The organism is Streptomyces avicenniae (assembly GCF_000719135.1).
In the GTDB taxonomy this organism is placed as follows: Bacteria; Actinomycetota; Actinomycetes; order Streptomycetales; family Streptomycetaceae; genus Streptomyces; species Streptomyces avicenniae.
Genome location: NZ_JOEK01000012.1, coordinates 275,345 through 300,851, shown reverse-complemented (window position 1 = coordinate 300,851; position 25,507 = coordinate 275,345). Strand labels below are relative to the sequence as shown.

25 protein-coding genes are annotated in these 25,507 nt (G+C 73.6%); 20 read left to right on the top strand and 5 right to left on the bottom strand.

All coding sequences use genetic code 11. From position 1 onward, the window contains the following. Nucleotides 1-10 precede the first annotated feature (10 nt). Nucleotides 11-850, top strand: a complete 840-nt coding sequence (locus IF27_RS21670; RefSeq protein ID WP_052851354.1) for a sulfurtransferase — start codon at nucleotides 11-13, stop codon at nucleotides 848-850. Nucleotides 851-879: 29 nt separating this feature from the next. Here IF27_RS21670 and sepH read toward each other — a convergent pair whose 3' ends face one another. Continuing rightward, on the bottom strand, nucleotides 880-1,926 hold the full coding sequence (gene sepH / locus IF27_RS21665) for a septation protein SepH (RefSeq protein ID WP_052851353.1): 1,047 nt from the start codon (nucleotides 1,924-1,926) through the stop codon (nucleotides 880-882). Nucleotides 1,927-2,335: 409 nt separating this feature from the next. Between sepH and IF27_RS21660 the strand changes: the two genes are divergently transcribed. The 3 genes from IF27_RS21660 to IF27_RS21650 are packed head-to-tail and all read left to right on the top strand — an operon-like array spanning nucleotide 2,336 to nucleotide 5,135. Next, nucleotides 2,336-3,121, top strand: a complete 786-nt coding sequence (locus IF27_RS21660; protein WP_190233065.1) for a hypothetical protein — start codon at nucleotides 2,336-2,338, stop codon at nucleotides 3,119-3,121. Between the two features lie 17 nt (nucleotides 3,122-3,138). Beyond that, complete coding sequence (locus IF27_RS21655) at nucleotides 3,139-4,266, top strand: ferrochelatase (RefSeq protein WP_052851351.1); 1,128 nt, start codon at nucleotides 3,139-3,141, stop codon at nucleotides 4,264-4,266. 50 nt (nucleotides 4,267-4,316) lie between these two features. Next, nucleotides 4,317-5,135: an inositol monophosphatase family protein gene (locus IF27_RS21650; protein WP_052851350.1), complete on the top strand. Its 819-nt coding sequence runs from the start codon at nucleotides 4,317-4,319 to the stop codon at nucleotides 5,133-5,135. 113 nt (nucleotides 5,136-5,248) lie between these two features. Here IF27_RS21650 and IF27_RS31215 read toward each other — a convergent pair whose 3' ends face one another. Further along, the gene (locus IF27_RS31215; protein ID WP_190233064.1) at nucleotides 5,249-5,422 is read right to left on the bottom strand and encodes a hypothetical protein; all 174 of its coding nucleotides are present in this window, start codon (nucleotides 5,420-5,422) and stop codon (nucleotides 5,249-5,251) included. A gap of 473 nt (nucleotides 5,423-5,895) precedes the next feature. Between IF27_RS31215 and IF27_RS21645 the strand changes: the two genes are divergently transcribed. The 3 genes from IF27_RS21645 (at nucleotide 5,896) to IF27_RS21635 (ending at nucleotide 8,459) form a co-directional block, all read left to right on the top strand. Continuing rightward, nucleotides 5,896-6,549 (top strand): response regulator transcription factor, encoded by a 654-nt coding sequence (locus IF27_RS21645; RefSeq protein ID WP_052851349.1) that lies wholly within the window; start codon nucleotides 5,896-5,898, stop codon nucleotides 6,547-6,549. A 4-nt stretch (nucleotides 6,550-6,553) separates the two neighbouring features. Further along, nucleotides 6,554-7,822 (top strand): sensor histidine kinase, encoded by a 1,269-nt coding sequence (locus tag IF27_RS21640; RefSeq protein WP_052851348.1) that lies wholly within the window; start codon nucleotides 6,554-6,556, stop codon nucleotides 7,820-7,822. Nucleotides 7,823-8,159: 337 nt separating this feature from the next. Next, nucleotides 8,160-8,459, top strand: a complete 300-nt coding sequence (locus IF27_RS21635) for a DUF4193 domain-containing protein (RefSeq protein ID WP_052851347.1) — start codon at nucleotides 8,160-8,162, stop codon at nucleotides 8,457-8,459. Nucleotides 8,460-8,479: 20 nt separating this feature from the next. Here IF27_RS21635 and IF27_RS21630 read toward each other — a convergent pair whose 3' ends face one another. Continuing rightward, a complete protein-coding gene (locus IF27_RS21630; RefSeq protein WP_052851346.1) occupies nucleotides 8,480-8,932 on the bottom strand; it encodes a DUF3093 domain-containing protein in 453 nt (150 codons plus the stop codon). 73 nt (nucleotides 8,933-9,005) lie between these two features. Between IF27_RS21630 and dut the strand changes: the two genes are divergently transcribed. The 11 genes from dut to IF27_RS21580 all read left to right on the top strand — a co-directional run bounded on the left by dut (nucleotide 9,006) and on the right by IF27_RS21580 (nucleotide 20,448). Then, on the top strand, nucleotides 9,006-9,518 hold the full coding sequence (gene dut / locus IF27_RS21625) for a dUTP diphosphatase (protein ID WP_052851345.1): 513 nt from the start codon (nucleotides 9,006-9,008) through the stop codon (nucleotides 9,516-9,518). Between the two features lies 1 nt (nucleotide 9,519). Beyond that, entirely contained in the window at nucleotides 9,520-10,281 is a 762-nt protein-coding gene (locus tag IF27_RS21620) for a DUF3710 domain-containing protein (protein WP_052851344.1), read from the top strand. A 166-nt stretch (nucleotides 10,282-10,447) separates the two neighbouring features. Then, on the top strand, nucleotides 10,448-10,741 hold the full coding sequence (locus IF27_RS21615; RefSeq protein ID WP_052851343.1) for a DUF6343 family protein: 294 nt from the start codon (nucleotides 10,448-10,450) through the stop codon (nucleotides 10,739-10,741). Between the two features lie 631 nt (nucleotides 10,742-11,372). Then, nucleotides 11,373-11,471 (top strand): K(+)-transporting ATPase subunit F, encoded by a 99-nt coding sequence (gene kdpF / locus IF27_RS30480; RefSeq protein WP_110946117.1) that lies wholly within the window; start codon nucleotides 11,373-11,375, stop codon nucleotides 11,469-11,471. 8 nt (nucleotides 11,472-11,479) lie between these two features. Next, complete coding sequence (gene kdpA, locus IF27_RS21610; protein WP_052851342.1) at nucleotides 11,480-13,144, top strand: potassium-transporting ATPase subunit KdpA; 1,665 nt, start codon at nucleotides 11,480-11,482, stop codon at nucleotides 13,142-13,144. Continuing rightward, nucleotides 13,141-15,237, top strand: coding sequence for a potassium-transporting ATPase subunit KdpB (kdpB, locus tag IF27_RS21605; RefSeq protein ID WP_052851341.1), 2,097 nt, complete (start codon nucleotides 13,141-13,143; stop codon nucleotides 15,235-15,237). Before kdpA ends, kdpB begins: the two co-directional genes overlap by 4 nt. A 7-nt stretch (nucleotides 15,238-15,244) precedes the next feature. Then, nucleotides 15,245-15,853, top strand: coding sequence for a potassium-transporting ATPase subunit C (locus tag IF27_RS21600; RefSeq protein ID WP_052851340.1), 609 nt, complete (start codon nucleotides 15,245-15,247; stop codon nucleotides 15,851-15,853). Between the two features lie 102 nt (nucleotides 15,854-15,955). Beyond that, nucleotides 15,956-18,604 carry a sensor histidine kinase gene (locus IF27_RS21595; protein ID WP_052851443.1) on the top strand — a complete coding sequence of 883 codons (2,649 nt, stop codon included), beginning with the start codon at nucleotides 15,956-15,958 and terminating at the stop codon, nucleotides 18,602-18,604. Beyond that, nucleotides 18,579-19,259, top strand: coding sequence for a response regulator (locus IF27_RS21590; protein ID WP_052851339.1), 681 nt, complete (start codon nucleotides 18,579-18,581; stop codon nucleotides 19,257-19,259). Before IF27_RS21595 ends, IF27_RS21590 begins: the two co-directional genes overlap by 26 nt. A gap of 30 nt (nucleotides 19,260-19,289) precedes the next feature. After that, nucleotides 19,290-19,691: an OB-fold nucleic acid binding domain-containing protein gene (locus IF27_RS21585; RefSeq protein WP_110946116.1), complete on the top strand. Its 402-nt coding sequence runs from the start codon at nucleotides 19,290-19,292 to the stop codon at nucleotides 19,689-19,691. A 4-nt stretch (nucleotides 19,692-19,695) separates the two neighbouring features. Then, nucleotides 19,696-20,448 (top strand): DUF3159 domain-containing protein, encoded by a 753-nt coding sequence (locus tag IF27_RS21580; RefSeq protein WP_052851337.1) that lies wholly within the window; start codon nucleotides 19,696-19,698, stop codon nucleotides 20,446-20,448. 51 nt (nucleotides 20,449-20,499) lie between these two features. Here IF27_RS21580 and IF27_RS21575 read toward each other — a convergent pair whose 3' ends face one another. Both IF27_RS21575 and IF27_RS21570 read right to left on the bottom strand, forming a co-directional pair. Continuing rightward, entirely contained in the window at nucleotides 20,500-21,213 is a 714-nt protein-coding gene (locus tag IF27_RS21575; RefSeq protein WP_110946115.1) for a potassium channel family protein, read from the bottom strand. Continuing rightward, nucleotides 21,213-21,878 (bottom strand): potassium channel family protein, encoded by a 666-nt coding sequence (locus IF27_RS21570; protein WP_052851336.1) that lies wholly within the window; start codon nucleotides 21,876-21,878, stop codon nucleotides 21,213-21,215. The genes IF27_RS21575 and IF27_RS21570 overlap by 1 nt, the downstream gene beginning before the upstream one ends. A gap of 84 nt (nucleotides 21,879-21,962) precedes the next feature. Here IF27_RS21570 and IF27_RS21565 point away from each other — a divergent pair, with 84 nt between their 5' ends. Beyond that, nucleotides 21,963-24,002 carry an APC family permease gene (locus IF27_RS21565; protein WP_052851335.1) on the top strand — a complete coding sequence of 680 codons (2,040 nt, stop codon included), beginning with the start codon at nucleotides 21,963-21,965 and terminating at the stop codon, nucleotides 24,000-24,002. 45 nt (nucleotides 24,003-24,047) lie between these two features. After that, nucleotides 24,048-25,400, top strand: coding sequence for a class I SAM-dependent RNA methyltransferase (locus IF27_RS21560; RefSeq protein ID WP_052851334.1), 1,353 nt, complete (start codon nucleotides 24,048-24,050; stop codon nucleotides 25,398-25,400). Nucleotides 25,401-25,507 lie beyond the last annotated feature (107 nt).

Here is a 25,507-nt window from a genome sequence, read left to right as displayed (position 1 = left end):
GAATGGGGCCATGACAGTAATGATCCCCGCAGCCGGGCTCGCCGCCGCACTCGCCCCCGGGACACCGGCCGCGGAACGGCCCGTCGTGCTGGACGTGCGCTGGCAGCTCGGCGGGCCGCCGGGACGCCCCCTGTACGAGGCCGGGCACGTGCCGGGCGCCGTCTACGTGGACCTCGACGAGGAGCTGGCGGGCCCGCCCGGGGCCGGGGGGCGGCACCCGCTGCCCGACCTGGAGATCTTCGGCGCCGCGATGCGGCGGGCCGGTGTCTGCCTCGGCCGCCCGGTCGTGGTCTACGACGGCGGGCAGGGCTGGGCCGCCGCGCGCGCGTGGTGGCTGCTGCGCTGGGCGGGCCACGAGCGGGTGACCGTGCTGGACGGCGGGCTGCCCGCCTGGACGGGCGAGCTGTCCACCCGGACGCCCGAGCCGCCGGAGGGCGACTTCGTGCCCGCGCCCGGCGGCCTGCCCGTCCTCGACGCGGACGGGGCGGCGGCCCTCGCGCGCGACGGCGTGCTGCTGGACGCGCGGGCGGGGGAGCGTTACCGGGGCGAGGTGGAACCGATCGACCCGGTCGGCGGCCACATCCCGGGCGCCGTCTCCGCGCCGACCCTGGAGAACACGGGCCCGGGCGGCCTGCTGCGCTCCCCGGCCGACCTGGCGGCCCGCTTCGAGGCGCTGGGCGTCGGGCCCGGCACGCCGGTGGGCGTCTACTGCGGCTCGGGTGTCTCGGCGGCGCACGAGGTCCTGGCCCTGGCGTCGGCCGGTGTCGAGGCGGCGCTCTACCCGGGCTCCTGGAGCGAGTGGACGGCGCAGCCCGACCGGCCGGTCGCCACCGGGCCCGAGCCCGGCTGAGCGTCCCGCCGTGCCGGGCCCGGCCGCGGCTACTCCTTCTTCTTGCGCCGCGTGCCGAAGACGATCTCGTCCCAGCTGGGCACGGCGGCGCGGCGGCCGGGGCGTACGCCGTCGGCCTCCGCCTGCCGGTCCGTGCTGCCGGTCAGACGGTCGCGGTGCCCGCCCACCGAGCGGGGCATCAGGACGTCGGCGTACGTGGACCCGGCGCTCGCCGCGGGCGCCGACGGGCCGCGCGGCACCGGCGGCTCGGCGGGCAGGTCGTCGTCGTCCGTCTCCGGCTCGGCCGTGGCCGCCGCCGCCAGCGCGGAGGCCGGTTCAGGGACGACGAGGTCGCCGCGGAAGCTCGGCACGGCCTCCAGCAGGCTGGTCAGCGAGTCCGGCTCCGTGTCGCGGTCCCGGCCCGTGGGCCGGTCGCTCTCCCGGGGCAGCCGCGCGATGCGGGGCACGAACGGCGTGCTCGGCTCCGGCGTGTCGTCCGTCTCGCCGAGCAGGGACCGCGCCTCGTCGTCCACCGCCTGCACGAGGCGGCGCGGCGGGTCGTACATCCAGCTCGCCGAGTGCGTCTCGCCCGCGACCCGGTAGACGAGGAGGACCTCCCACGTCCCGTCGTCGCGCCGCCAGGAGTCCCAGCGGACGGCGTCCTTGTCCGCGCCGCGCAGCAGCAGCCGCTCGGTGACGGCCTCGCCGAGCTGGGGCCCTGCGGTCTCGCCGGGGCGGCGCACGGCGGTCTTGCGGGCGCGCTCGGCCATGAAGGCGCGTTCGGCCAGGACCGGGCCCTCGAAGCGCCGCACGCGGTCCACGGGGATGCCCGCGAACTGGGCGACCTCCTCGGCGGTGGCACCGGCCCTTATCCGCGCCTGGATGTCGCGGGGCCGCAGGTGGTTCTCGACCTCGATCTCGATCTGGCCGAGTCGCGCACGGTCGTTGCGGACGGCGGCACGCAGCCGCTCGTCGATGGGCAGGGTGTACTCCGTGTTGTCGGCAGCCTTGAGCACCAGACGTGTGCCGTCGTTGCTCACGGCCACGACACGCAGTTCGGGCACGAGGACCTCCCGGGTGGTGCCTGCCGACGTCACGTACGTCGCTGCTCTCCCGCTGACGAGTGTGACCTGCCCGGGTGCAGCCTGCCACAACCTTGCCGACTTGCCCGGCGTGTCGGGCCATGGTCTTTCGTCGCCGTTATGGCACAGTCACCACTTTGCCACGAGCGGTGACCGGTGCGAGCCGAGGAGGCACGCGGGCCGGACGGTGACCTGGACCAGGTGACGTCAGGTTACTCCATCGGGACCTGCCCCGTGCGGTGAAGTGCGCCGGAAGTTCACACCGGACAAGGGAGTTGGCCGGGCGTTTACCGACACTTTCGGGTGGTAAGGCTCACAGAATCCGCAAAAATGGAACTTACCGACGCTCCCATATGTCTCTCCCGTGGGCATGTCCGTCTCATGCGGTGATGCGGTGCGAGGAGTGTGCGGGAAGCGGCAAATGGTGGAATCCCAGGTAAAGAATCAGGACCAGGACCCCGGCGGGCGTGCACGGCCGCGGCGGATCGAGCTGACCGCCACGCAGGTCGCGGCCAGCGCCGTGGCCGCCGTCCTGGGCGCCATGCTCGCGTCGGGACTCGGCGTGTACGGCACCGTCCTCGGGGCGGCCGTGCTCAGCGTCGTGGCCACGACGGGCGGCGCCCTCCTCCAGCACCTGTTCGACACCGCGCGCAGGCCCGCCGCGCCGGGGACGGACACCACCGCCCCCGCGCCGCGGCCCGCGCCCCGGCGGCGGCGTGGCGTACGCCGTGCGGTCCTGGCGGCGGCCGGTGTCTTCCTCCTCGCGATGACGGCCGTCACCGGGATCGAGCTGGCGGGCGGCTCGTCGCTCGCGAGTTGGTGGGGGCGGGACGACGGCGGCACCTCCGTCGGCCGTCTCATCCACGGCGGGGACGGGGGCGGCGGCGGGCAGGACGACGGCCCGTCCCGCGACGGCGGTGGTGACGACGGCGACCGCGACGGCGGGGCCGACCAGGACGGCGGAAGCCCGTCCCCGCCCGCCGGGAGCCCGGAAACCGACGAGAGCCAGGACAGCACGCCCCCGCCCACCGACCCCGACCCCACCGCCCCGGGCGGCCAGGAGAGCGGCCAGGAGGGCGACGAGGGCGGCACCGACGGCTCGCCGACACCCACCCCCACGCCGACCCCCGGCCCCTCGTCCCCCTCGCCAGGAGACACCGCCACACCCCCTGACACCGGGGACGGCGGCGCGGAGGGCACCTCCGGCTGATGGCAGGATCGTGAGGCATGGACCGTACGACCGACACCCAGCCCTACGACGCGCTGCTGCTGCTCTCCTTCGGCGGACCCGAGGGCCCCGACGACGTGATCCCGTTCCTGGAGAACGTGACCCGCGGGCGCGGCATCCCGCGCGAACGGCTGGCCGAGGTCGGCGCGCACTACCAGCTCTTCGGCGGCGTCAGCCCCATCAACGAGCAGAACCGCACGCTGCTCGCCGCGCTCCGCGCCGACTTCGCCGAGCATGGCCTCGGCCTGCCGGTCTACTGGGGCAACCGCAACTGGGCGCCGTACGTCACCGACACCCTGCGCGAGATCGCCGCCGCCGGGCACCGCCGCGTCCTCACCCTCGCGACGAGCGCCTACGCCTCCTACTCCGGCTGCCGCCAGTACCGCGAGGACCTGGGCGGGGCGCTCGCCGCGCTCGCCGCCGAGGGCATCCCGCTGCCGCGCGTGGACAAGCTGCGGCACTACTTCAACCACCCGGGCTTCCTCGACACCATGACCGACGGCGTCCTCGCCGCCCTCGTGGCGCTGCCCGAGGAGGTCCGCGACGGGGCCCGCCTCGTCTTCACCACCCACTCCATCCCGGACAGCGCCGCCGACACGTCGGGCCCCCCGGCGGGCCACGGCCCCGGCGGGGCGTACGTCGCCCAGCACCTCGACGCGGCCCGCGCCGTCGCCACGGCGGTCGGCAAGGCCACCGGGACCGACCATCCGTACGAGCTGGTCTACCAGTCCCGCAGCGGCTCGCCGCAGATCCCGTGGCTGGAGCCGGACATCGTGGACCGCCTGCGTGAACTGCACGCCGAGGGCGCGCCCGCCGTCGTCATGGTGCCGATCGGCTTCGTCTCCGACCACATGGAGGTCCTCTACGACCTCGACACGGAGGCGCTGGACGCGGCCCGCGAGATGGGCCTGCCCGCCGTCAGGTCCTCCACCGTCGGCGCCGACCCGCGCTTCGTCGCGGCGATCCGCGACCTCGTGCTGGAGCGCGCCGCCACCGAGCGCGGCGAGTCACCCGTGCGCTGCGCCCTGGGCGACCTCGGGCCGAGCCACGACCTGTGCCCGGTCGGCTGCTGTCCCGGCCGCGTCCCGCGCACCGCGGCTGCCGGGGCCGACAGCCCGTACGCCTGAGCCCCACCCGCCGTCCCCGCCGTCAGCCCCGTCCGAGGAGCAACCGCACCGTGTCCCCAGCCGCTTCCGCCGCCGACCTCCTCGCGCTCGCCCAGGAGGCGGCGGGACGCGCCGCGCGCCTGCTGCGTGACCGCCGCCCGGCCGACCTGGGCGTCGCCGCCACCAAGTCGAGCCCCATCGACGTCGTCACCGAGATGGACCTCGCCGCCGAGCGGCTGATCACCGGCTTCCTCGCCGAACACCGGCCGGACGACGCCGTCCTCGGCGAGGAGGGCGGCGAGCACGGCGGCGGCAGCGGCGTGCGCTGGGTCGTCGATCCGCTCGACGGCACCGTCAACTACCTCTACGGGCTGCCCGGTTGGGCCGTGTCGATCGCGGCGGAGGTGGACGGCGAGACGGTGGCCGCCGTGGTGGCCGCGCCCATGCGGCGCGAGACGTACTACGCCCACCTCGGCGGCGGCGCCCACCGCCTGCCCGACGGCGGCGCCCCCGAGCCCCTGCGCACGCGCCCGTCCCCGAGCCTGGATCAGGCGCTGATCGGGACGGGCTTCAACTACGTCGCGTCCGTGCGGACGGCGCAGGCCGCCGTCGCGCAGCGGTTGATCCCGCAGGTCCGCGACATCCGCCGCAGCGGTTCGGCGGCCATCGACCTGTGCGACGTCGCGGGCGGGCGGCTCGACGGCTACTACGAGCGCGGGCTCGCGCCCTGGGACCTCGCCGCGGGTGACCTGATCGCCCGGGAGGCCGGTGCCCTCACCGGCGGCAGGCCGGGGAGCCGACCGGACGGCGGGCTCACCGTCGCCGCGTCGCCCGGGGTCTTCGCGCGCCTCCAGCCGCTGCTTGAGGAGCTGGGCGCCTGGCACGACTGAGGCGGCGGGTGGGGCCGTTGCCGCCCCGGCACACGGCTGGGCGCCTCCGAGATGTTCCCGGAGGCGCCCAGGGCCGCTCGGTCACGGGTGCCGGGACGGGCCCGGCACCGGCCTCACGCGGCGTGGGAGCCGATCTCGACCCCGTGCTCCGCCGCGAGGCGCCGCAGGTCGTCCAGCTCCGCCTGCTCGACGTCCATGGTGAACAGATCTCCGTCTTCGCGAGCGCGGATGAGGCCGGACTCGGTGTTCTCGATGCGCTGCAGGATTCCAGTGGTGAACGCGTCCATGGTGCGCCCCCTTCGTCTTCGATCGGCGGCACCGGGGTGCCGGGGGTGGGTGCGGCCACGGCGGGCCCACGGTCGGGTCGGCAGCGCGGGACTTGCCGCCCCCGAGGGGAGGGTGGTCGCGGGGTGTGTGGTTCGTCATCCCCGGTGTGGCGCGTGGGGAAACATGCCCGAAGCAGAAAAGCGCACAGCCGTGTGCCCCGGCGCACGTCCCGGTGCTTACCGGCCGTTTACCGGGGGGCGGGGGAGGATGGGGGCGAGGGAGGTCCGGGCCCGTGCCACATCCGGCTCACGAGCCGTCCCGCGCGTCGTCCCGTGCCGCGTCCGCGCGCCCCGGGGGCGCGCGGGGACGTCCGTGCGCGGGCGAGAATGCGGCGGGGTCCTTCCGGCCGACGGCCGGGGCACGGACCGGTGCACGACCGCTCGGGACGACCGTGCCGGGCGGTGGGCGGGACGATCGAGGAAGGGGACAGGACGTGCGCGTACTCGTCGTCGAGGACGAGCAGTTGCTCGCGGACACGGTGGCCACCGGTCTGCGCCGCCAGGCCATGGCGGTGGACGTGGTCTACGACGGCGCGGCGGCCACCGAGCGGGTCGATCTCAACGACTACGACGTGGTCGTCCTCGACCGCGACCTGCCCCTGCTGCACGGCGACGACGTGTGCCGTCACATCGTCGCGACCGGCAAGCCGACCCGCGTCCTCATGCTGACCGCCGCCGGGGACATCTCGGACCGCGTCGAGGGCCTGGAGCTGGGCGCCGACGACTACCTGCCGAAACCGTTCGCCTTCACCGAGCTGACCGCCCGCGTACGGGCCCTGGGGCGCCGTGCCACGGCCCCGCTGCCGCCCGTGCTGGAGCGGGCCGGGCTGCGCCTCGACCCGAACCGCAGAGAGGTCTTCAGGGACGAGCGGCAGGTGCACCTCGCGCCGAAGGAGTTCGCCGTCCTTGAGGTGCTGATGCGCGGCGCCGGGGGAGTCGTCTCCGCGGAACAGCTCCTGGAGAAGGCGTGGGACGAGAACACCGACCCGTTCACGAACGTCGTGCGCGTCACCGTCATGACCCTGCGGCGCAAGCTCGGCGACCCGCCCGTCATCACCACCGTGCCCGGCGCGGGCTACCGGATCTGACGCCATGGCCGCCGTCCCGCCCCCCGTCCCCCCGCCGCCGCCCCGGATGCCCCACGCGCCGCCCAAGCCGAGCTGGAACCCGCACGAGAGCGAGCGGCGCGCGGGCTGGTTCCGGCCCACGATCCGCATCCGCCTGACGCTCCTGTACGGCGGCATGTTCCTGATCGCCGGGTTCGTCCTGCTGACGATCATCTACCTGCTCGCCGCGCAGGCGCTCAACCGGGGCAGCGACCTGCCCTACGACATCACCGACGGGGCCCAGGTCCGGATCACCTCGGACGTGTGCCCCGAGATCTCGGGCCTGGTCAGCGGCGACGTCTTCACCACCTGGGTGGAGAAGTGCCAGGGCACGCAGCGCGACATCGCCCTCGACCAGCTGCTGCGCAGCTCGCTGCTCGCCCTCCTCGGCCTGGCCGTGGCGGCGTTCGCGTTCGGCTACGTGATGGCGGGGCGCGTGCTCTCGCCGCTCGGCCGGATCACCCGGATCGCGCGCCAGGTGGCCGGGTCCGACCTGCACCGCAGGATCGAGCTGGACGGCCCGGACGACGAGCTGAAGGAACTGGCCGACACGTTCGACGAGATGCTCGACCGGCTCGACCGCGCGTTCACGGCGCAGCAGCGCTTCGTCGCCAACGCGTCGCACGAGCTGCGCACCCCGCTCGCCATCAACCGGACGCTGCTCGAAGTGCAGCTCTCCGACCCGGACGCGACGCCCGAGCTGACCCAGCTGGGCAACACCCTGCTGGCGACGAACGAGCGCAGCGAACAGCTCGTCGAGGGGCTGCTGCTGCTCGCCCGCAGCGAGAACGAGCTGGTGGACCGCAAGCCCGTGGACCTCGCGGAGGTGGCCGCGCAGGCCGTGGAGCAGGTCAGGGCCGAGGCGCAGGGGCGTGGCGTGGAGCTGCGCGGCAGCCGTCCGCCGGTCCAGGTGATGGGCAACGGGGTGCTGCTGGAGCGGATCGCGCTGAATCTGGTGCAGAATGCCGTGCGCTACAACATCCCCGAGGGCGGCTGGGTACGGGTCGAGACGGAGATGCGGCCGGGTCAGGCGGTGCTCGTGGTGGAGAACACGGGTCCCGTGGTGCCCGCCTACGAGGTCGATAATATGTTCGAGCCGTTCCGGCGGTTGCGCACGCAGCGTACGCGGAGCGACAAAGGTGTCGGTCTCGGTCTGTCCATCGTCCGCTCCGTGGCCCGCGCCCACGGGGGCTATGTGACGGCCGAGCCGCGTGAGGAGGGCGGTCTCGTGATGCGGGTCTCGGTGCCCGTCTGAGACGCTGTCCGGGCGGGAAAGCTGTCCGCGCGGCCATCCGTCCGGGTGGTCACGGCCCGGAGGGGGACCCGCCCCGAAGGGAAGGACGAGGAATGTGATCAATCACATACCGCGGGTCCGCGCGAGCGGGCCCGGGGCGGCCCCGACCGGCCTTTCGGACGGTCCTGGGCCCGATCGACAGCCCGGATGATCACCTCTTCAGGCGTTCGGTTGGGTGTCGATTGAGTAACAGCACTTGATGTGAGGCAAAATCTCGGCCTCGGGTCGGGCACAAAGTCCGGCCCCCACGCGTTACGTGCGCTGGAGACACCACAGACACCCGGAGGGGGAGTACGAAATGGCAACCGACTACGACACTCCACGCAAGACCGATGACGATGTCAACGAGGACAGCATCGAGGAGCTGAAGGCCAGGCGCAACGACAAGTCGGCGTCCACGGTGGACGTGGACGAGTTCGAGCAGGCCGAGGGCCTGGAGCTGCCCGGCGCCGACCTCTCCAACGAGGAGCTGTCCGTCCGGGTCCTGCCCCGGCAGGCCGACGAGTTCACCTGCATGAGCTGCTTCCTCGTGCACCATCGGTCCCAGCTCGCGAAGGAGAAGGACGGCCAGCCCATCTGCCGCGACTGCGCGGCCTGATGCGACCGCCCGGACAGGCGTCAGGCCGGGTCCGGGCGGGTCGCGGTGAGCGCCGCGACCAGACGGCCGGGCTGCCGGGTCGAGAGGTACAGATAGGGCGTCGGGTCCGCCGGATCCGTCACCTCGACCCGCACGGCCGTCGGGATGTAGGCGCGGAGCAGCATATGAGCCCGGACATCCGCCCGGTGAGTGCGCCAGGCCAGCGCCTCCCCGGCGTCGAGCGTCCGGGCTTCGCCCAGGGCCGTCAGCGGGAGGCGGGCGTCCCCGGCGATCAGTGAGCCGCCCGCCACGCGGATACGGGCCGACCCGTAGGCGCTGAGGGCCATCCCGGTCAGCGCGCCCGCGACGGCCAGCCCGCACAGCAGGGGGACCGCGCCCAGCGGCAGCAGGGCGATGCCCACCAGGGACACGACCCCGAGGCCCATCAGCCACCAGGTCCTGGGAACGGTCAGACGCTCGTCGTACGGCTTCATGGGCCCAAGCATGGCAGGCTTGCCTCCGGCGCCCGCTCGCGGCGGTAGGGTCTGCATCGTGAGTGCCGACCCTGTGAGCCGTCCCCCCGTGGACGTGCTGATCCGGCGGATCGATCCGGCGGTCCCCGTCCCCACCCGAGCCCATCCCGGCGACGCCGGAGTCGATCTCGTCACCACCGAGGCGGCCGAGCTGGCCCCCGGGGAGCGCGCCGTCCTGCCCACGGGGGTGTCGATCGCCCTGCCCGACGGTTACGCGGCGTTCGTGCATCCCCGGTCAGGACTCGCGGCGCGCTGCGGGGTCTCGATGGTGAACGCGCCGGGCACGATTGACGCCGGGTACCGTGGGGAGATCAAGGTCATCCTGATCAATCTGGACCCGCGCGAGAGCGTACGGTTCCAGCCGCTCGACCGGATCGCCCAGCTCGTCGTCCAGCAGGTGGAGACCGTCCGTTTCCACGAGGTCACCGAGCTGCCGGGATCGGCGCGGGCGACGGGGGGTTTCGGCTCCACGGGCGGCCATGCCGGCGTGCGGAACCCCTATGCTGCGGTCGGTCCCGGCGGGAGCGCCGACCGGAAAGGACTGTGACGTGTTCGGACGTCGAGGCAAGCACAAAGAGGAGCCGGAAGAGGCGGCCCTGGCCACCTCGGAAGAGGCCCAGGACGAGGACGAGGTGCGCAAGGTCAGGCTTGAGCCCGCGCCCCGGCCCGAGGGCCCCTGGGACGTGAGCGAGGTCGGGTCCCCGGCCGAGGGCCGCGTCGATCTCGGCGGACTCTTCGTGCCAGGCGTGCCGGGGATGGAGCTGCGGGTGGAGGTCGCGGGCGACGCGATCGTCGCGGCCACGGTCGTGCTCAAGGACAGCGCCGTCCAGCTCCAGGCGTTCGCCGCGCCCAAGCGCGAGGGCATCTGGGCCGAGGTACGCGAGGAGATCGCGTCCGGCATCACCAAGCAGGGCGGCACGATCGACGAGATCGAGGGCCCGCTCGGCTGGGAGCTGCGGGCCCAGGTGCCGGTGCAGCTCCCCGACGGCAAGCGCGGCCTCCAGGTCGTGCGGTTCGTCGGCGTGGACGGGCCGCGCTGGTTCCTGCGCGGCGTGATCTCCGGGCAGGGCGCCGTGCAGCCGCAGGCGGCCGGGCTGCTGGAGCAGATCTTCCGTGACGCCGTCGTGGTGCGCGGGGACTCCCCGATGGCGCCGCGCGACCCGATCGTGCTGAAGCTGCCCGAGGACGCCCAGATGGTGCCCGACGGCGTCAAGCAGGAGCAGGTCGGCGAGGAGAGCGCGCCGGTCTCCCGGTTCGCCGGTGGTCTGGACAAGCTCCGCCGTGGTCCCGAGACCTCCGAGGTCCGCTGAGGGCCGATCCGGCGGCGTGCCGTGTGTCGGCCGCCGCCCGCCCGCTCCTGCGCCCGGTGTGCGGTCCGCCGCACCCGGGCGTCGTGGCGGGACGGGCCGCGTCCGGCGCGGCGTGTGTCGGCCCGGCGGGGCCGGGTACTCGGCTGCCTTCCGACGGGAGGCCCGTATGCCCAGCTCAGGACGCCACACCAGGACCGGCACCGAGCCGGTGACCGCCTACAGCGATCTGCGTCTGCGGTGGGTCCTCTCGCTCGTCTTCGCGCCGCTCTTCCTCCTCGCCACCGTCTTCTTCGCGATCTGGTGGGGCGCCGCCGACTCGGGTGACTCCCCGAGCCCGGCGCTGCTGGGCTGGCTGACGCTGGCCTGTGCCGTCCTGACGGTGATCGCGGTGATCGACCTGCTGGTCGTCACGCGCCGCATCCGGCGCCGCCGCGCCCCCTCCAGGACCCCGGACGCCTGACGCCCGTCCGCGTACGGCCCCGTCCTGACCGCCGCCCACACGGGTGGGGTCCGACAGGCCCTTGGCCACGCGGGGCAGGGTCTCCCGTTCCCTGGGCGTGAGACCGGCCGACAGCGCGGCCCTGGGCCGTGGCGGTCCGGTGCGGGGGCGTGGCCCTCGATCAGCGGCCCGCCTCCTCCGTCCGCCGCACGCGGCCACCGGCCCCGACAGGCGCCTGCCTCGGCGGTGCGCACGAGGGCCGCGCCGTCCCCCGACCGTTCGAGGCCCCGCAGCGGATGCCCTGCGGGGCCAGGCCGTCCACCGGCTCGTCCGCGCTGCGGCGAGCCCGGCCGGGGAGCGACCGTGGACGACAGGTCGTCGAGCACCGTTCTCCGGCCGTGGCGCTCGGTCGGCGCCGCCGAGGCGTACGGGCGGCGTCAAGCCGTGTATGGGCGTCGTCAACGCGCCGCCGGGCGACGTCAACGTGCCGTCAACGGACTCCGCACCCCGTCCGAACAGGGGTTCTCTGGGGGCGTCAGGTTCCGTTCCCCGACCCGTTCAGGAGCTCCACGATGGCCGATCTGGTCTTCGTCCTGGTCACCGTCGCAGGCTTCGCGCTGGTGGCCCTCGTCGCGCACGGGGTGAGCAGGCTGTGACCGCCCAGACCGTCGAGAGCGTCGTCGGCCTCGCCGTCGCCGCCGCGCTGCTCGTCTACCTCGTCGTCGCCCTGCTGTTCCCCGAGAGGTTCTGAGCGCGCCCATGAGCCCCGTACTCGCGGACGTGCTCCAGGTCACCGCCCTGGTGGTGGCGCTCGTCCTCGCACACCGTCCGCTCGGCGACTACATGGCCGCCGTCTACACGTCCCCCCGGCACCTGCGGGCCGAGCGCTGGATCTACCGCGCGATCGGCGCGGACCCCGACGCGGAGATGCGCTGGACCGCGTACCTGCGCGGCGTCCTCGCGTTCTCCTTCGCCGGGGTGCTGCTCCTGTACGCGATGACCCGCCTCCAGGACCTGCTGCCTCTCTCGCTCGGCTTCGCGCCGATCCCGCCCGACCAGGCGTTCAACACCGCCGTCTCGTTCGTCACCAACACGAACTGGCAGTCGTACTCGGGCGAGGCGGCCATGGGCCACCTCGTGCAGGCCGGCGGCCTCGCGGTGCAGAACTTCGTCTCGGCCGCCGTCGGCATGGCCGTGGCCGTCGCGTTCGTGCGCGGCTTCGTCCGCTTCCGCACCGGCGGGATCGGGAACTTCTGGGCCGACCTGGTGCGCGGCACCGTCCGCATCCTGCTGCCGCTCTCCCTGGTCTTCGCCGTGGTCCTGGTGGCGCTCGGCGTCATCCAGAACTTCTCCGACGGCCAGACCGTCCAGACCGTCACCGGCGCCACCCAGCACCTCCCCGGCGGCCCCGTCGCCTCCCAGGAGGTCATCAAGGAACTGGGCACCAACGGCGGCGGCTTCTACAACGCCAACTCCGCCCACCCGTTCGAGAACCCGGACGGCATCAGCAACCTGCTGGAGATCTTCCTGCTGATGCTGATCCCTTCCGCGCTGCCCCGCACCTTCGGCCGCATGGTCGGCAGCCTGCGCCAGGGCCACGCGATCGTCGGCGCGATGGCCGTCATCTGGCTCGCCGGGGTCGTGGCCGTCACCGTCGTCGAGCACCAGGCGCCGGGCGCCGCCTCGCAGTTGGCGGGCGGCGGCATGGAGGGCAAGGAACAACGCTTCGGCGTCGGCGCCTCGTCCCTCTTCGCGGTCTCCACGACCATGACCTCCACCGGCGCCGTCAACGCCTTCCACGACTCGTTCCAGGGCCTGTCGGGCGGCGTGCTGATCTTCGGCATGGTGCTCGGCGAGGTCGCGCCCGGCGGCGTCGGCTCCGGCCTGTACGGCATGCTGATCATGGCCGTGATCGCCGTCTTCCTCGCGGGCCTCATGGTCGGCCGCACCCCCGAGTACCTGGGCAAGAAGATCGGCACCCGCGAGATCAAGCTCGCCGCCTCGGCCATCCTCGTCACCCCGGCGCTCGTCCTGATCGGCACCGGCCTCGCCATGGCCCTGCCGGACGGCGAGCGCGCCATGACCAACATCGGGCCGCACGGCTTCTCCGAGGTCCTCTACGCCTACGCGTCCGCCGCCAACAACAACGGCAGCGCCTTCGCCGGACTCGGCGCCAACACCGAGTTCTTCAACACCAGCCTCGGCATCGCCATGCTGCTCGGCCGCTTCCTGCCCATGGTCCTCGTCCTGGCCCTGGCCGGGTCGCTCGCCGAACAGCGCCGCGTGCCCGAGACGGCGGGCACCCTCCACACCCACAAACCCCTCTTCACGGGCCTCCTCGTGGCGAGCACCGTCGTCGTCGCGGGACTGACGTTCTTCCCGGCGCTCTCGCTCGGCCCGCTCGCGGAAGGACTGGCCGCATGACCACCTCGGCACCTCCCCGGCACGACAGCGCCCCCACGCCCGCCCCACGGCGCGGCGCGGCGGACGGCGGGCGCGTCGCCCGCGGGGCGTTCGACCCCCGGCTGCTGCTCGCCTCGCTCCCCGCCGCGCTGCGCAAGCTCCACCCGCGCACGATGCTCGCCTCGCCCGTCATGTTCGTGGTCGAGGTCGGCTCGGTCCTCACCACGGCGCTGGCCTGCGCCGACCCGGGCGACTGGTTCGGCTGGACCATCGCCGCCTGGCTGTGGGCCACCGTCCTGTTCGCCAACCTCGCCGAGGCCGTCGCCGAGGGCAGGGGCCGCGCGCAGGCCGCCTCGCTGCGCAGGGCCCGCACCGACACCGTCGCCCGCCGCCTGACCGGTGACGGGCACGCGGAGCGGGTGCCGGGCACGGAGCTGCGCGTCGGCGACCTCGTCGTCTGCGAGGCGGGCGACACCGTCCCGGGCGACGGCGACGTCGTCGAGGGCGTCGCCAGCGTGGACGAGTCCGCGATCACCGGCGAGTCCGCGCCCGTCATCCGCGAGTCGGGCGGCGACCGCTCGGCCGTCACCGGCGGCACGCGCGTCCTGTCCGACCGGATCGTCGTCCGCGTCACCACGCGGCCCGGCGAGACGTTCCTCGACCGGATGATCTCGCTGGTCGAGGGCGCGTCCCGGCAGAAGACGCCCAACGAGATCGCGCTCGGCATCCTGCTGGCGAGCCTCACGATCGTGTTCCTGCTGGTCGTCGTCACCCTCCAGCCGTTCGCGGTGTACGCGGGCGCCGAGCAGTCCACGATCGTCCTGACGGCCCTGCTGGTCTGCCTCATCCCGACGACCATCGGCGCGCTCCTGTCCGCCATCGGCATCGCCGGGATGGACCGGCTGGTGCAGCGCAACGTGCTGGCCACCTCGGGCCGCGCCGTCGAGGCGGCGGGCGACGTGACGACCCTGCTGCTCGACAAGACGGGCACCATCACCTACGGCGACCGGCAGGCCGCCGCCTTCCTGCCCGCCCCGGGCGTCGGCGTGGACGAGCTGGCGACGGCCGCGCAGCTGTCGTCGCTGGCCGACGAGACGCCGGAGGGACGCTCCGTCGTGGCGCTGGCCACCGGGGCGTACGGCCGCCGGGTCCGCACCCGTGACGGGCTCGGCGACGCCGACTTCGTGCCGTTCACCGCGCAGACGCGGATGTCCGGCGTGGACACCGGCGGGCGGCGCGTCCGCAAGGGCGCGGTCAGCGCCGTGACGGGCTGGGTGACCGAGCAGGGCGGGACCGTCCCGTCCGCCGTCCTCGGCGCCGTCGAGCGGATCAGCGCCGACGGCGGGACGCCGCTGCTGGTCGCGGACGGCCCGTGCGTCCTCGGCGTCGTCCACCTGAAGGACGTCGTCAAGGAGGGCATCGCCGAGCGCTTCGCCCAGCTGCGGGCCATGGGCATCAGGACGGTCATGATCACCGGCGACAACGCCCGCACCGCCAAGGCGATCGCCGCAGAGGCGGGCGTGGACGACTTCCTCGCCGAGGCCACGCCCGAGGACAAGATGGCCCTGATCCGGCGCGAACAGGCCGGGGGGCGGCTGGTCGCCATGACCGGCGACGGCACCAACGACGCCCCCGCCCTCGCGCAGGCCGACGTCGGCGTCGCCATGAACACCGGCACCTCGGCCGCCAAGGAGGCCGGGAACATGGTGGACCTCGACTCCGACCCGACCAAGCTGATCGACATCGTCCGCATCGGCAAGCAACTGCTCATCACGCGCGGCGCGCTCACCACGTTCTCCCTCGCCAACGACATCGCCAAGTACTTCGCGATCATCCCGGCGATGTTCGCCGTGGCCCACCCGGGCCTCGACCGCCTCAACGTCATGGCGCTGTCCTCGCCCGAGTCGGCCATCCTGTCGGCCGTCATCTTCAACGCGCTGATCATCGTCGCCCTCGTGCCGCTGGCCCTGCGCGGCGTCGGCTACCGGCCGCTCGGCGCCGACCGGATGCTCCGGCGCAACCTGGCGATCTACGGCGTCGGCGGTCTCGTCGCCCCGTTCGTCGGCATCAAGCTCATCGACCTGCTCCTGTCCTCCCTCCCTGGCATCGGGTGATCACGCCATGTCCCCTTCCGTACGTCACGCCCCCCGCGTCCTGTGGGCAGGGCTGCGCGCCCTGCTCGTGCTGACCCTCGTCACCGGCGTGCTCTACCCGCTCGCGGTGACCGGCGTCGCCCAGGCGTTCTTCCCCGGCCGCGCGGACGGCTCGGTCGTCCGGGCAGACGGCCGCGCGGTCGGCTCCGAGCTGATCGGCCAGACCTGGAACGGCCCCGACGGCGAACCCGACCCGCACTGGTTCCAGCCGCGGCCCTCGAACAGCGGCTACGACACGGGGGCCACCGGCTCGGGGCAGCTCGCCGCGGGCGACCCGACCCTCGTGGAGACCGTCAGGCAGGCGAGGGAGGACGTGGCCGCGTTCAACGGCGTGCCGGTCGAGGACGTGCCCGCCGACGCCGTCACCGGCTCGGCCTCCGCGATCGACCCGCACATCTCCCCGGCCTACGCGGACCTCCAGGTCGCCCGGGTCGCCGCGCGCAACGGCCTGCCGCCCGCCGCGGTCCAGGACCTGGTGGACGCCCGCACCGAAGGCCGTGACCTGGGCATACTCGGTGGTGAGCGGGTCAACGTCCTGCTGCTCAACCTGGACCTGCGTGCGCTGGCCGCGGGCTGAACCGCCCGCCCGCGCCGGTCGCGGGGCATCCATACGGAACCCTGACGGCCCCGGCCGTCCGACCGGCGCGGGTTTCCCCGCGCGAGGAAGAGAATGGAAGACATGGCACGACGTGGCAGGCTCAGGATCTACCTGGGCGCGGCACCCGGAGTCGGCAAGACCTACGCCATGCTCTCCGAGGCGCACCGCCGCACGGAGCGCGGCGCGGATCTCGTCGTCGCCCTGGTGGAGCACCACGACCGGCCCCGCACCCAGGTCCTGCTGCACGGCCTGGAGCAGGTGCCGCGCCGTGAGCTGCGCTACCGCGACAGCGTCTTCACCGAGATGGACACCGACGCCGTGCTGCGCCGTGCCCCGCGGGTGGCCCTCGTGGACGAGCTGGCGCACACGAACGTGCCGGGGTCGCGCAACCAGAAGCGCTGGCAGGACATCGACGAGCTGCTCGACGCCGGGATCGACGTCATCTCGACCGTCAACATCCAGCACCTCGAATCACTCGGCGACGTCGTCGAGTCGATCACCGGCGTGCGGCAGCGCGAGACGGTGCCCGACGAGGTGGTCCGCCGCGCCGACCAGATCGAGCTGGTGGACATGACGCCCGAGGCGCTGCGCCGCCGCCTCGCGCACGGCAACGTGTACGCGCCCGACAAGGTGGACGCCGCGCTGTCGCACTACTTCCGCCCCGGCAACCTCACCGCCCTGCGCGAGCTGGCGCTGCTGTGGACGGCCGACCGCGTGGACGCGTACCTGCGGCAGTACCGCAGCGAGCACGGCATCCGCTCGACCTGGCACGCCCGCGAGCGCATCGTCGTCGGCCTCACCGGCGGCCCCGAGGGCGCCACGCTGATCCGGCGCGCCGCCCGGATGGCCGCCAAGAGCTCGGGCGCCGAGATCATGGCCGCCTACATCTCCCGCGCCGACGGCCTCACCTCCGCCTCGCCCCGTGACCTGGCCGGGCAGCGCACACTCGTCGAACAGCTCGGCGGAACGTTTCACCATGTCATCGGCGACGACGTGCCCAGCGCACTCCTCGACTTCGCGCGCGGCGTCAACGCCAACCAGATCGTCCTCGGCTCCAGCCGCCGCAAGAGCTGGCAGTACATGTTCGGGCCCGGCGTGGGCGCGACGGTGGCCCGCGAGTCCGACTCCGACATAGACGTCCACATCGTCACGCACAGCGAGGTCGCCAAGGGCCGGGGCCTGCCCACCGCGCGCGGCGCCAGGCTCGGCCGCTCCCGGCTGCTCGCGGGCTGGCTGATCGGCGTCCTCGGGCCCGTGCTGCTCACCCTCGGGCTCGCCGAGCCCGCGCCGGGCGCCGAGTTCGCCAGCGACGTGCTGCTGTTCCTGTCCGTCACGGTCCTGGCCGCGCTCACCGGCGGCCTGCTGCCCGGCCTGACCTCGGCGATGGTCGGCTCGCTGCTGCTGAACTACTACTTCGCCCGCCCCACCGAGCAGTGGCGCATCGCCGAGGGCCACAACATCGTGGCGATCATCGTCTTCTTCGCGATCGCCGTCTCGGTCGCGACCGTCGTGGACCGCTCCGCCCGCCGCACGCAGCAGGCCGCCAGGCTCCGCGCCGAGTCCGAGACGCTGACGCTCCTCGCGGGCAGCGTCCTGCGCGGCGAGGACACCCTCGGGGCGCTGCTGGAGCGGGCCCGCGAGACGTTCGGCATGGAGACCGCCGCGCTGCTGGAACGCGACCTGGAACGCCGCCGCTGGTCCTGCGTGCGCAGCGTCTCCGTCGCCGGGCAGCAGGCCAGGCAGCTGACCGGGCCGGAGGACGCCGACGTGGACGTGCCCGTCGGCGAGCACACCATGCTGGCGCTCGCCGGACGCGTCCTGCCCGCAGAGGACCGCCGCGTCCTCAGCGCCTTCGCCGCGCACGCCGCCGTGATACTCGACCGGCAGCGCCTCAAGACGGAGGCGATGCGCGCCCACAAGCTCGCCGAGGGCAACCGCATCCGCACGGCGCTGCTCGCCGCCGTCTCCCACGACCTGCGCACGCCGCTCGCCGCGATCAAGGCGGGCGTGTCCAGCCTGCGGTCCGACGACGTCGCCTGGTCGGACGAGGACGAGGCCGACCTGCTGGAGAGCATCGAGCAGGGCGCCGACCGGCTCGACCAGCTCGTCGGCAACCTCCTCGACATGTCGCGCCTCCAGACCGGGACGGTCGAGCCGCTGATCCGCGGCATGGACCTGGACGAGGTCGTCCCGCGCGCCCTCGGCGGCGTGCCCGAGGGCGTCGTGGACCTCGACATCCCCGAGACGCTGCCGTACGTCGCCGCCGATCCCGGGCTGCTGGAGCGCAGCGTCGCCAACATCGTCGAGAACGCCGTCAAGTACAGTCCCGCCGACACCCCCGTCCGGGTACGGGCCAGCGCGCTCGGCGGGCGCGTCGAGCTGCGGGTCGTGGACCGCGGGCCCGGTGTGCCCGACAGCGACAAGGAGCGGATCTTCGAGCCGTTCCAGCGCTACGGCGACACCCCGCGGGGCAACGGGGTCGGGCTCGGCCTCGCCGTCGCCCGCGGCTTCGCCGAGGCGATGCACGGCACGCTCGACGCCGAGGACACGCCGGGCGGCGGCCTGACGATGGTCCTCACCCTGCCCATCGTCCAGCCGTCCCTGGCGCCCTCGCCGCCCCCCGGCGACGACCCGGCCGCCCACCCCACCGACACCGCCCCCGCGCCGTCGGGCGCCGCCGGGCACGCAGAACGGAAGGCCGCCCATGCACCGGGTGCTCGTAGTCGATGACGAGCCGCAGATCCTGCGCGCGCTCGTCATCAACCTCAAGGCGCGCAAGTACGAGGTGGACACGGCCGCCGACGGCGCCTCCGCCCTGCGCCTCGCGGCCGACCGCCACCCGGACGTGATCATCCTCGACCTGGGCCTGCCCGACATGGACGGCGTGGACGTCATCGCCGGGCTGCGCGGCTGGACCCGCGTGCCGATCATCGTGCTCTCCGCCCGCCACACCTCGGACGAGAAGGTCGAGGCCCTGGACGCGGGCGCGGACGACTACGTGACCAAGCCGTTCGGCATGGACGAGCTGCTGGCCAGGCTGCGGGCCGCCGTGCGCCGCGCGGAGCCGGGCACGAGCGAGGACGCCGCCGTCGTCGAGGGCGCGGGCTTCACCATCGACCTCGCCGCCAAGAAGGTGCACCGGGAGGGCAAGGACGTCCGGCTCACGCCGACCGAGTGGCACCTGCTCGAAGTCCTCATCCGCAACACCGGCCGCCTCGTCAGCCAGCGGCAGCTGCTCCAGGAGGTCTGGGGCCCCTCGTACGGCACCGAGACGAACTACCTGCGGGTCTACATGGCGCAGCTGCGGCGCAAGCTGGAGGCCGACCCGTCGGCGCCGCGTCACCTGATCACCGAACCGGGTATGGGTTACCGCTTCGAGCGCTGACGGGGGGCCCGCCCACGTTACGCTGAAGGCATGAGTACCGAGGGCCGACCCGGGATGCTGCGGCGGCTGCTGGGACGTGGCGGAGCGACCGGCCGGGACGGCGGCGACGACCTCGCGCCCGTGAGCGAGCCGCCCGACGCGGGGTGCACGCGTATCCGCGACTGCGCGGAGGCGTCGCGCGGGCGTCCCGTGCTGCGCGTCTCCGGCGTGCTGCGGGACGTCGGGGAGCAGACCGTCGCGGGCATGCCCGCGCTCCGGGCGGAGCTGGACGACGGCACGGCGTGTCTCGACGTCGTCTGGCTGGGCAGACGGGCCATAGCGGGCGTGGAGCCCGGCCGGGAGCTGGTCGCCTCCGGCCGGGTCGTGGTGACGCACGGGCGGCCCGTGCTGTTCAACCCCCGCTATCAGCTGCAACCCCTCGGACAGGAGTAGCCACGTGAGCTCACCTGAGCGCCCGGACGTCGCCCCGCAGTCGCCGGACGAGGAGGCGACGCGCGCCGCGTTCTTCGAGGCGTTCGGCGGTGTCCGGGGCATGATCGAGACGACGGTGCCCGGCCTCGTCTTCGTGCTCAGCTACACCGTCAACCGCTCGATCAACATCTCGGCCGTCGCCGCCCTCAGCATCTCGGCGGTCCTCGCCGTCTCCCGGCTGGTCCAGCGCGACACCCTCAAGCACGCCCTGAGCGGCGTCTTCGGCGTGGCCTTCGGCGCGGTCTTCGCGATGATCTCCGGCGACGCGCGGAACTTCTACCTCCCCGGCATGCTGTACACGCTGGGCCTCGGCGTCGCCTACGTCGTGACGTCCCTCGCCGGTGTCCCGCTGCTCGGGCTGATGCTCGGCCCGGTCTTCCGGGAGAACCTGTCCTGGCGCACCCGCAACCCGGGGCGCAAGGTCGCGTACACCAAGGCCAGCTACGTCTGGGGGGCCATACTGCTCGCGAAGTCCGCGATCACCTTCCCCATCTACTTCTGGGGTGACGCGACCTCGCTCGGCTGGCTGCGGGTGGCCCTGGGCATCCCGCCGTTCCTCCTCGCCGTCTACTGCACCTGGATCATCCTGGTGAAGGCGCCCGCCCCGATCGACGTCATCGCCGAGTGGGAGGCGAAGGAGGAGGCGGAGAAGCAGCGGAAGGCCGCGGCCCAGACCGCCGCCCATCACACGGACGGGCCCGGCGGCGCGGCCGTCTGACCGCCGCGCCGCCCCCGGTACCGCCAGCCGTACCGCCGTACCGCCGTCTCGTCAGGAGGGCCCGGACCCCGTGTCCGGGCCCTTCGGCGTCGGCCTGGTCCGCGTCGCGCCCGGGCCGAAGAGCCCTTCGAGCTCCGTCTCCCGGTCGGGCGACGCGACGAACAGCAGCTCGTCCCCGGCGGCCAGCGCGTCGTCCGGGTCGGGGATGAGGACGCGCGTGCCGCGGATGATCGTCACCAGCGCCGTGTCCTGCGGCCAGGCCACCTCGCCGACCCGCGTGCCGACCAGCGGCGCCTTCTCCGGCAGCGTGACCTCCACGAGGTTGGCCTCGCCCTGGCTGAAGCGCAGCAGCCGCACCAGGTCGCCGACCGAGACGGCCTCCTCGACCAGCGCCGACATCAGCCGGGGCGTCGAGACGGCGACGTCCACGCCCCACGAGTCGGTGAACAGCCACTCGTTCTTCGGATTGTTCACCCGGGCCACCACGCGCGGCACCCCGTACTCCGTCTTGGCGAGCAGCGACACCACCAGGTTGACCTTGTCGTCCCCGCTCGCCGCGATGACCACCTGGCAGCGCTCCAGCGCGGCCTCGTCCAGCGTGCTGATCTCGCACGCGTCGGCCAGCAGCCACTCCGCCTCGGGCACCCGCGCCACCGACACCGCCTCGGGCGACTTGTCGATGAGGAGCACCGCGTGCCCGTCCTCCAGCAGCTCCGCCGCGATGGACCGTCCCACGGCGCCCGCGCCCGCGATCGCCACGCGCATCAGGAGACCTCCTCGGGCCCGAGCAGGCATGCGGCCTCGACCTCGGCGACCTGGTCGCCGTACATCATCACGTGCACGAGATCACCTTCCTGGATGACGGTCCGCGCGGTCGGCAGCATCGCCTCGCCCAGCCGCGTCAGGAAGGCGACGCGGACGCCCGTGCGCTCCTGGAACCGGCTGACCTGGTGCCCGGCCCACCCCGGGGCCACGTGCACCTCGGAGAGCTGCACGCCCCCGCTCGGGTCGCGCCACAGCGGCTCGGCGCCCGCGGGCAGCAGGCGGCGCAGCATCTGGTCGGCCGTCCACCGCACCGTCGCGACGGTGGGGATGCCGAACCGTTCGAACACCTCGGCGCGCCGCGAGTCGTAGATCCGCGCCGTCACGTTCTCCACGCCGAACACCTCGCGCGCCACCCTGGCGGCGATGATGTTCGAGTTGTCCCCGCTGCTGACGGCCGCGAACGCGCCCGCCTCGGGGAGTCCCGCCTCGGTGAGGGTGTCCCGGTCGAAGCCGAGCCCGGTCACCCGGCGCCCGGCGAACCGCGAGCCCAGCCGCCGGAACGCGGTCGGGTCCTGGTCGATGACGGCGACGGAATGTCCCCGTTCCTCCAGATTCAGCGCGAGGGTCGCGCCCACCCGGCCGCAGCCCATGATCACGATGTGCATTGGTCTCCTTCGTGCGCACCAAACGCTACCCGCGTCGTCCCCGTCCTCCGCTCCCGCCGCAGATCACGGCGGTAATGTCGGCCCATGGCCGTCACCAAGCGCCTGTTCATCGGCCGCGCGCTGCGGAGCGAGGACATCGGGGAGACGCTGCTCCCCAAACGGCTCGCCCTCCCCGTCTTCGCCTCCGACCCGCTCTCCTCGGTGGCGTACGCACCGGGCGAGGTCCTGCTCATCCTCTCCCTCGCCGGATTGTCGGCCTATCACAACAGCGTATGGATCACGCTGGCCGTCGTCGTCCTGCTGATCACCGTCGTCGCCTCCTACCGGCAGACCGTGCACGCCTACCCCAACGGCGGCGGGGCGTTCGCCGTCGCCTCCGCGAACTTCGGGCCGCGCGCCGGGAAGACCGTCGGCAGCGCCCTGCTGGTGGACTACGTCCTCACCGTCGCCGTCTCCGTCTCCTCCGGGGTGGACAACCTCGGCTCCGCCGTCGGCGCGGTGCGCGGCAACGAGGTGTTCTGCGCGGTCGTCGTCGTCCTGCTGCTCATGCTCATGAACATGCGGGGCGTCCGCGAGTCAGGGAAGCTCTTCGCCGTCCCGACGTACGCGTTCGTCGTCTGCGTCCTCGCGACCGTCCTGTGGGGAGCCTTCCGCGGCCTCGCGCTCGGCGACACCATGCGCGCCCCGAGCGCCGACTTCGAGATCGTCCCCGAACAGACCGACCTCGGCGCCTTCGCCATGATCTTCCTGCTGCTGCGCGCCTTCTCCTCCGGCTGCGCCGCCCTCACCGGCGTCGAGGCGATCAGCAACGGCGTGCCCGCCTTCCGCGTCCCCAAGGAACGCAACGCGGCGGCCACCCTCGCGATCATGGGCGCCCTGGCCACCAGCATGTTCCTCGGCATCATGGCCCTCGCCCTGGTCAGCCACGTCCATGTCGCCGACCATCCGGCCAAGGACCTCCTGATCGACGGCAAGCCCGCCGGGGCCGGCTACCAGCAGGACCCCGTCATCGCCCAGGTCGGCGCCGCCGTCCTCGGGGACGGCTCGTTCGCCTTCGTCGTCCTCGCCGCCGCCACCGCGCTCGTCCTCTTCCTCGCCGCCAACACCGCCTACAACGGCTTCCCCGTCCTCGGCTCGATCCTCGCCCAGGACCGCTACCTCCCGCGCCAGCTCCACACCCGCGGCGACCGCCTGGCGTTCAGCAACGGGATCGTCTTCCTCACCGTCCTCGCCGGGCTGCTGATCATCGCCTTCCGCGCCAACGTCAACCAGCTCATCCAGCTCTACATCGTCGGCGTCTTCGTCTCCTTCACCTTCAGCCAGAGCGGCATGGTCCGGCACTGGAACCGGCTGCTGGGCGCCGGGGAGACGGACCCGGCCGCGCGCCGCCGCATGAAGCGGGCCCGCGCGCTCAACGGCTTCGGTGCCGGGCTGTGCCTCGCCGTCCTGCTGATCGTCGTCCTCACCAAGTTCACCCAGGGCGCCTGGGTCTCCCTCGTCGGCATGGGCGCCTTCTACGCGCTGATGACCGTCATCAGGCGGCACTACGACGAGGTCGCCGAGGAACTGGCCGTGGACGACACCGACGAGCACCGGCTCGACGTGCGCGCCTCCCAGGTCCACGCCGTCGTCCTCGTCTCCCATGTCCACAAACCGACACTGCGGGCGCTCTCGTACGCCAAGCTGCTGAGCGCCGACAGCCTCGTCGCCCTCACCGTCGCCACCGACCCCGAGGCCACCGACCGGCTCAAGACCGAGTGGCACAGTCGCCACATCGACATCCCCCTCAAGGTCCTCGACGCCCCGTACCGCGAGATCACGCACCCGGTCATCACCTACGTCAAGCAGCTCCGCAAGGAGCACCCCGACGACGTGGTCAGCGTGATCATCCCCGAGTACGTCGTCGGCCACTGGTGGGAGACCGTCCTGCACAACCAGAGCGCGCTGCGCCTGAAGGGGCGGCTGCACCTCGCGCCCGGCGTCACCATCACGTCCGTGCCCTGGCAGCTCGACTCGGCCGAGGCAGCCCGCGTCCGCCTCAGGCGCCGGGCCCGCCTGCGCGCGCAGCTTCGGGCGCCGGGGGCCGTCCGGCGGGGGACGGAGCCGCCGTCGCGGCGGCCGTAGACTGGGCCGCTGCCGTCCCCGCACCCGTACAGGAGCACACCCTTCATGGCCACCGCAGATCCCTCGCCCAAGGCCGTCTCGCTCGTCGGCCAGGAGTACGAGGTCGAGGTCGGCCCGGTGGCGCACGGCGGCCACTGCGTCGCGCGCACGCCCGAGGGGCGCGTCCTGTTCGTCCGGCACACGCTGCCGGGGGAGCGGATCGTCGCCCGCGTCACGGAGGGGCACGAGGCGTCGCGGTTCCTGCGCGCCGACGCCGTGCGCGTGCTGGACGCGTCCAAGGACCGCGTGCCCGCGCCCTGCCCGTACGCCGCCCCCGGCGCGTGCGGCGGCTGCGACTGGCAGCACGTGAAGCCGGGCGCGCAGCGCCGCCTCAAGGGTGAGGTGCTGACCGAGCAGTTGCAGCAGCTCGCCGGGCTCACGCCCGAGGCGGCGGGCTGGGACGGCACGGTCGAACCGGCGCCGGGCGACAAGGTGGCCCCCGGCGAGGTCCCGGCCTGGCGCACGCGCGTGCAGTACGCCGTGGACGAGGAGGGGCGCGCCGGGCTGCGCAGGCACCGGTCGCACGAGGTGCAGCCGATCGACCGCTGCCTGATCGCGGCGGAGAGCGTGAGCGAACTGGGCGTGGAGAGCCGCTCGTGGCCGGGCATCGAGTCGGTCGAGGCCGTCGGCGCGTCCGGCTCGGGCGACCGCATGGTCGTCCTCACGCCCCGGCCGGGCGGCAGGCTGCCGCTCGTCCAGCTCGACCGGCCGGTGTCCGTGCTGCGGGCCGAGGAGCGGCGCGGGCAGGGCGAGCAGACGCTGCACAGGGTGCACGGCCGCGCGTTCGTACGGGAGCGGGCCGACGGGCGCACCTGGCGGGTCGGCGCGGGCGGCTTCTGGCAGGTGCACCCGCAGTCGGCCGCGCTGCTGGTGGACGCGCTGATGCGCGGCCTCACGCCGCGCAAGGGCGAGACGGCGCTCGACCTGTACTGCGGCGTCGGGCTGTTCGCGGGGGCGCTGGCCGACCGGGTGGGGGAGCGGGGCGCGGTCCTCGGCATCGAGGCGTCGCGCCGGGCCGTGGAGGACGCGCGGCACAACCTCGCGGACTTCGACCGGGTGCGCGTCGAGCACGGGACGGTCGAGCGCGTCCTGCCGCGCACCGGGATCACGCAGGCGGACCTCGTCGTCCTCGACCCGCCGCGCGCCGGGGCGGGCCGGTCCGTCGTACGCCGCCTCGCGGCGCTGTCGCCGCGCCGGATCGGCTACGTGGCCTGCGACCCGGCGGCGCTGGCCCGCGACCTGGCCGACTTCCGAGCGGCGGGCTACGTACCGCGCTTCCTGCGGGCGTTCGACCTGTTCCCGATGACGCAGCACCTGGAGTGCGTGGCGATCCTCGAACCGGCGGCGAAGGCCCGCTGACCTGCGGTTTTGTCTGTGCGTATGATGCGCGATATGGGCGTTACGGGCGATATCTTGACGCTGAAATGACGTTCATTCTGATGGAATGTCAGGAGACCTGTCGGGCA

Excerpts from the sequence above, each read along its gene's own strand:
- IF27_RS21640 (WP_052851348.1), top strand. The coding sequence starts at position 6,554 with ATGGCCGCCGTCCCGCCCCCCGTCCCCCCGCCGCCGCCCCGGATGCCC.
- IF27_RS21570 (WP_052851336.1), bottom strand. The coding sequence starts at position 21,878 with ATGCACATCGTGATCATGGGCTGCGGCCGGGTGGGCGCGACCCTCGCG.
- IF27_RS21635 (WP_052851347.1), top strand. The coding sequence starts at position 8,160 with ATGGCAACCGACTACGACACTCCACGCAAGACCGATGACGATGTCAAC.
- IF27_RS21670 (WP_052851354.1), top strand. The coding sequence starts at position 11 with ATGACAGTAATGATCCCCGCAGCCGGGCTCGCCGCCGCACTCGCCCCC.
- IF27_RS21595 (WP_052851443.1), top strand. The coding sequence starts at position 15,956 with ATGGCACGACGTGGCAGGCTCAGGATCTACCTGGGCGCGGCACCCGGA.
- IF27_RS21565 (WP_052851335.1), top strand. The coding sequence starts at position 21,963 with ATGGCCGTCACCAAGCGCCTGTTCATCGGCCGCGCGCTGCGGAGCGAG.
- IF27_RS21575 (WP_110946115.1), bottom strand. The coding sequence starts at position 21,213 with ATGCGCGTGGCGATCGCGGGCGCGGGCGCCGTGGGACGGTCCATCGCG.
- IF27_RS21655 (WP_052851351.1), top strand. The coding sequence starts at position 3,139 with ATGGACCGTACGACCGACACCCAGCCCTACGACGCGCTGCTGCTGCTC.
- IF27_RS21585 (WP_110946116.1), top strand. The coding sequence starts at position 19,290 with ATGAGTACCGAGGGCCGACCCGGGATGCTGCGGCGGCTGCTGGGACGT.
- IF27_RS21615 (WP_052851343.1), top strand. The coding sequence starts at position 10,448 with ATGCCCAGCTCAGGACGCCACACCAGGACCGGCACCGAGCCGGTGACC.
- IF27_RS21560 (WP_052851334.1), top strand. The coding sequence starts at position 24,048 with ATGGCCACCGCAGATCCCTCGCCCAAGGCCGTCTCGCTCGTCGGCCAG.
- IF27_RS21590 (WP_052851339.1), top strand. The coding sequence starts at position 18,579 with ATGCACCGGGTGCTCGTAGTCGATGACGAGCCGCAGATCCTGCGCGCG.
- kdpB (WP_052851341.1), top strand. The coding sequence starts at position 13,141 with ATGACCACCTCGGCACCTCCCCGGCACGACAGCGCCCCCACGCCCGCC.
- IF27_RS31215 (WP_190233064.1), bottom strand. The coding sequence starts at position 5,422 with ATGGACGCGTTCACCACTGGAATCCTGCAGCGCATCGAGAACACCGAG.
- IF27_RS21630 (WP_052851346.1), bottom strand. The coding sequence starts at position 8,932 with ATGAAGCCGTACGACGAGCGTCTGACCGTTCCCAGGACCTGGTGGCTG.
- kdpA (WP_052851342.1), top strand. The coding sequence starts at position 11,480 with ATGAGCCCCGTACTCGCGGACGTGCTCCAGGTCACCGCCCTGGTGGTG.
- IF27_RS21600 (WP_052851340.1), top strand. The coding sequence starts at position 15,245 with ATGTCCCCTTCCGTACGTCACGCCCCCCGCGTCCTGTGGGCAGGGCTG.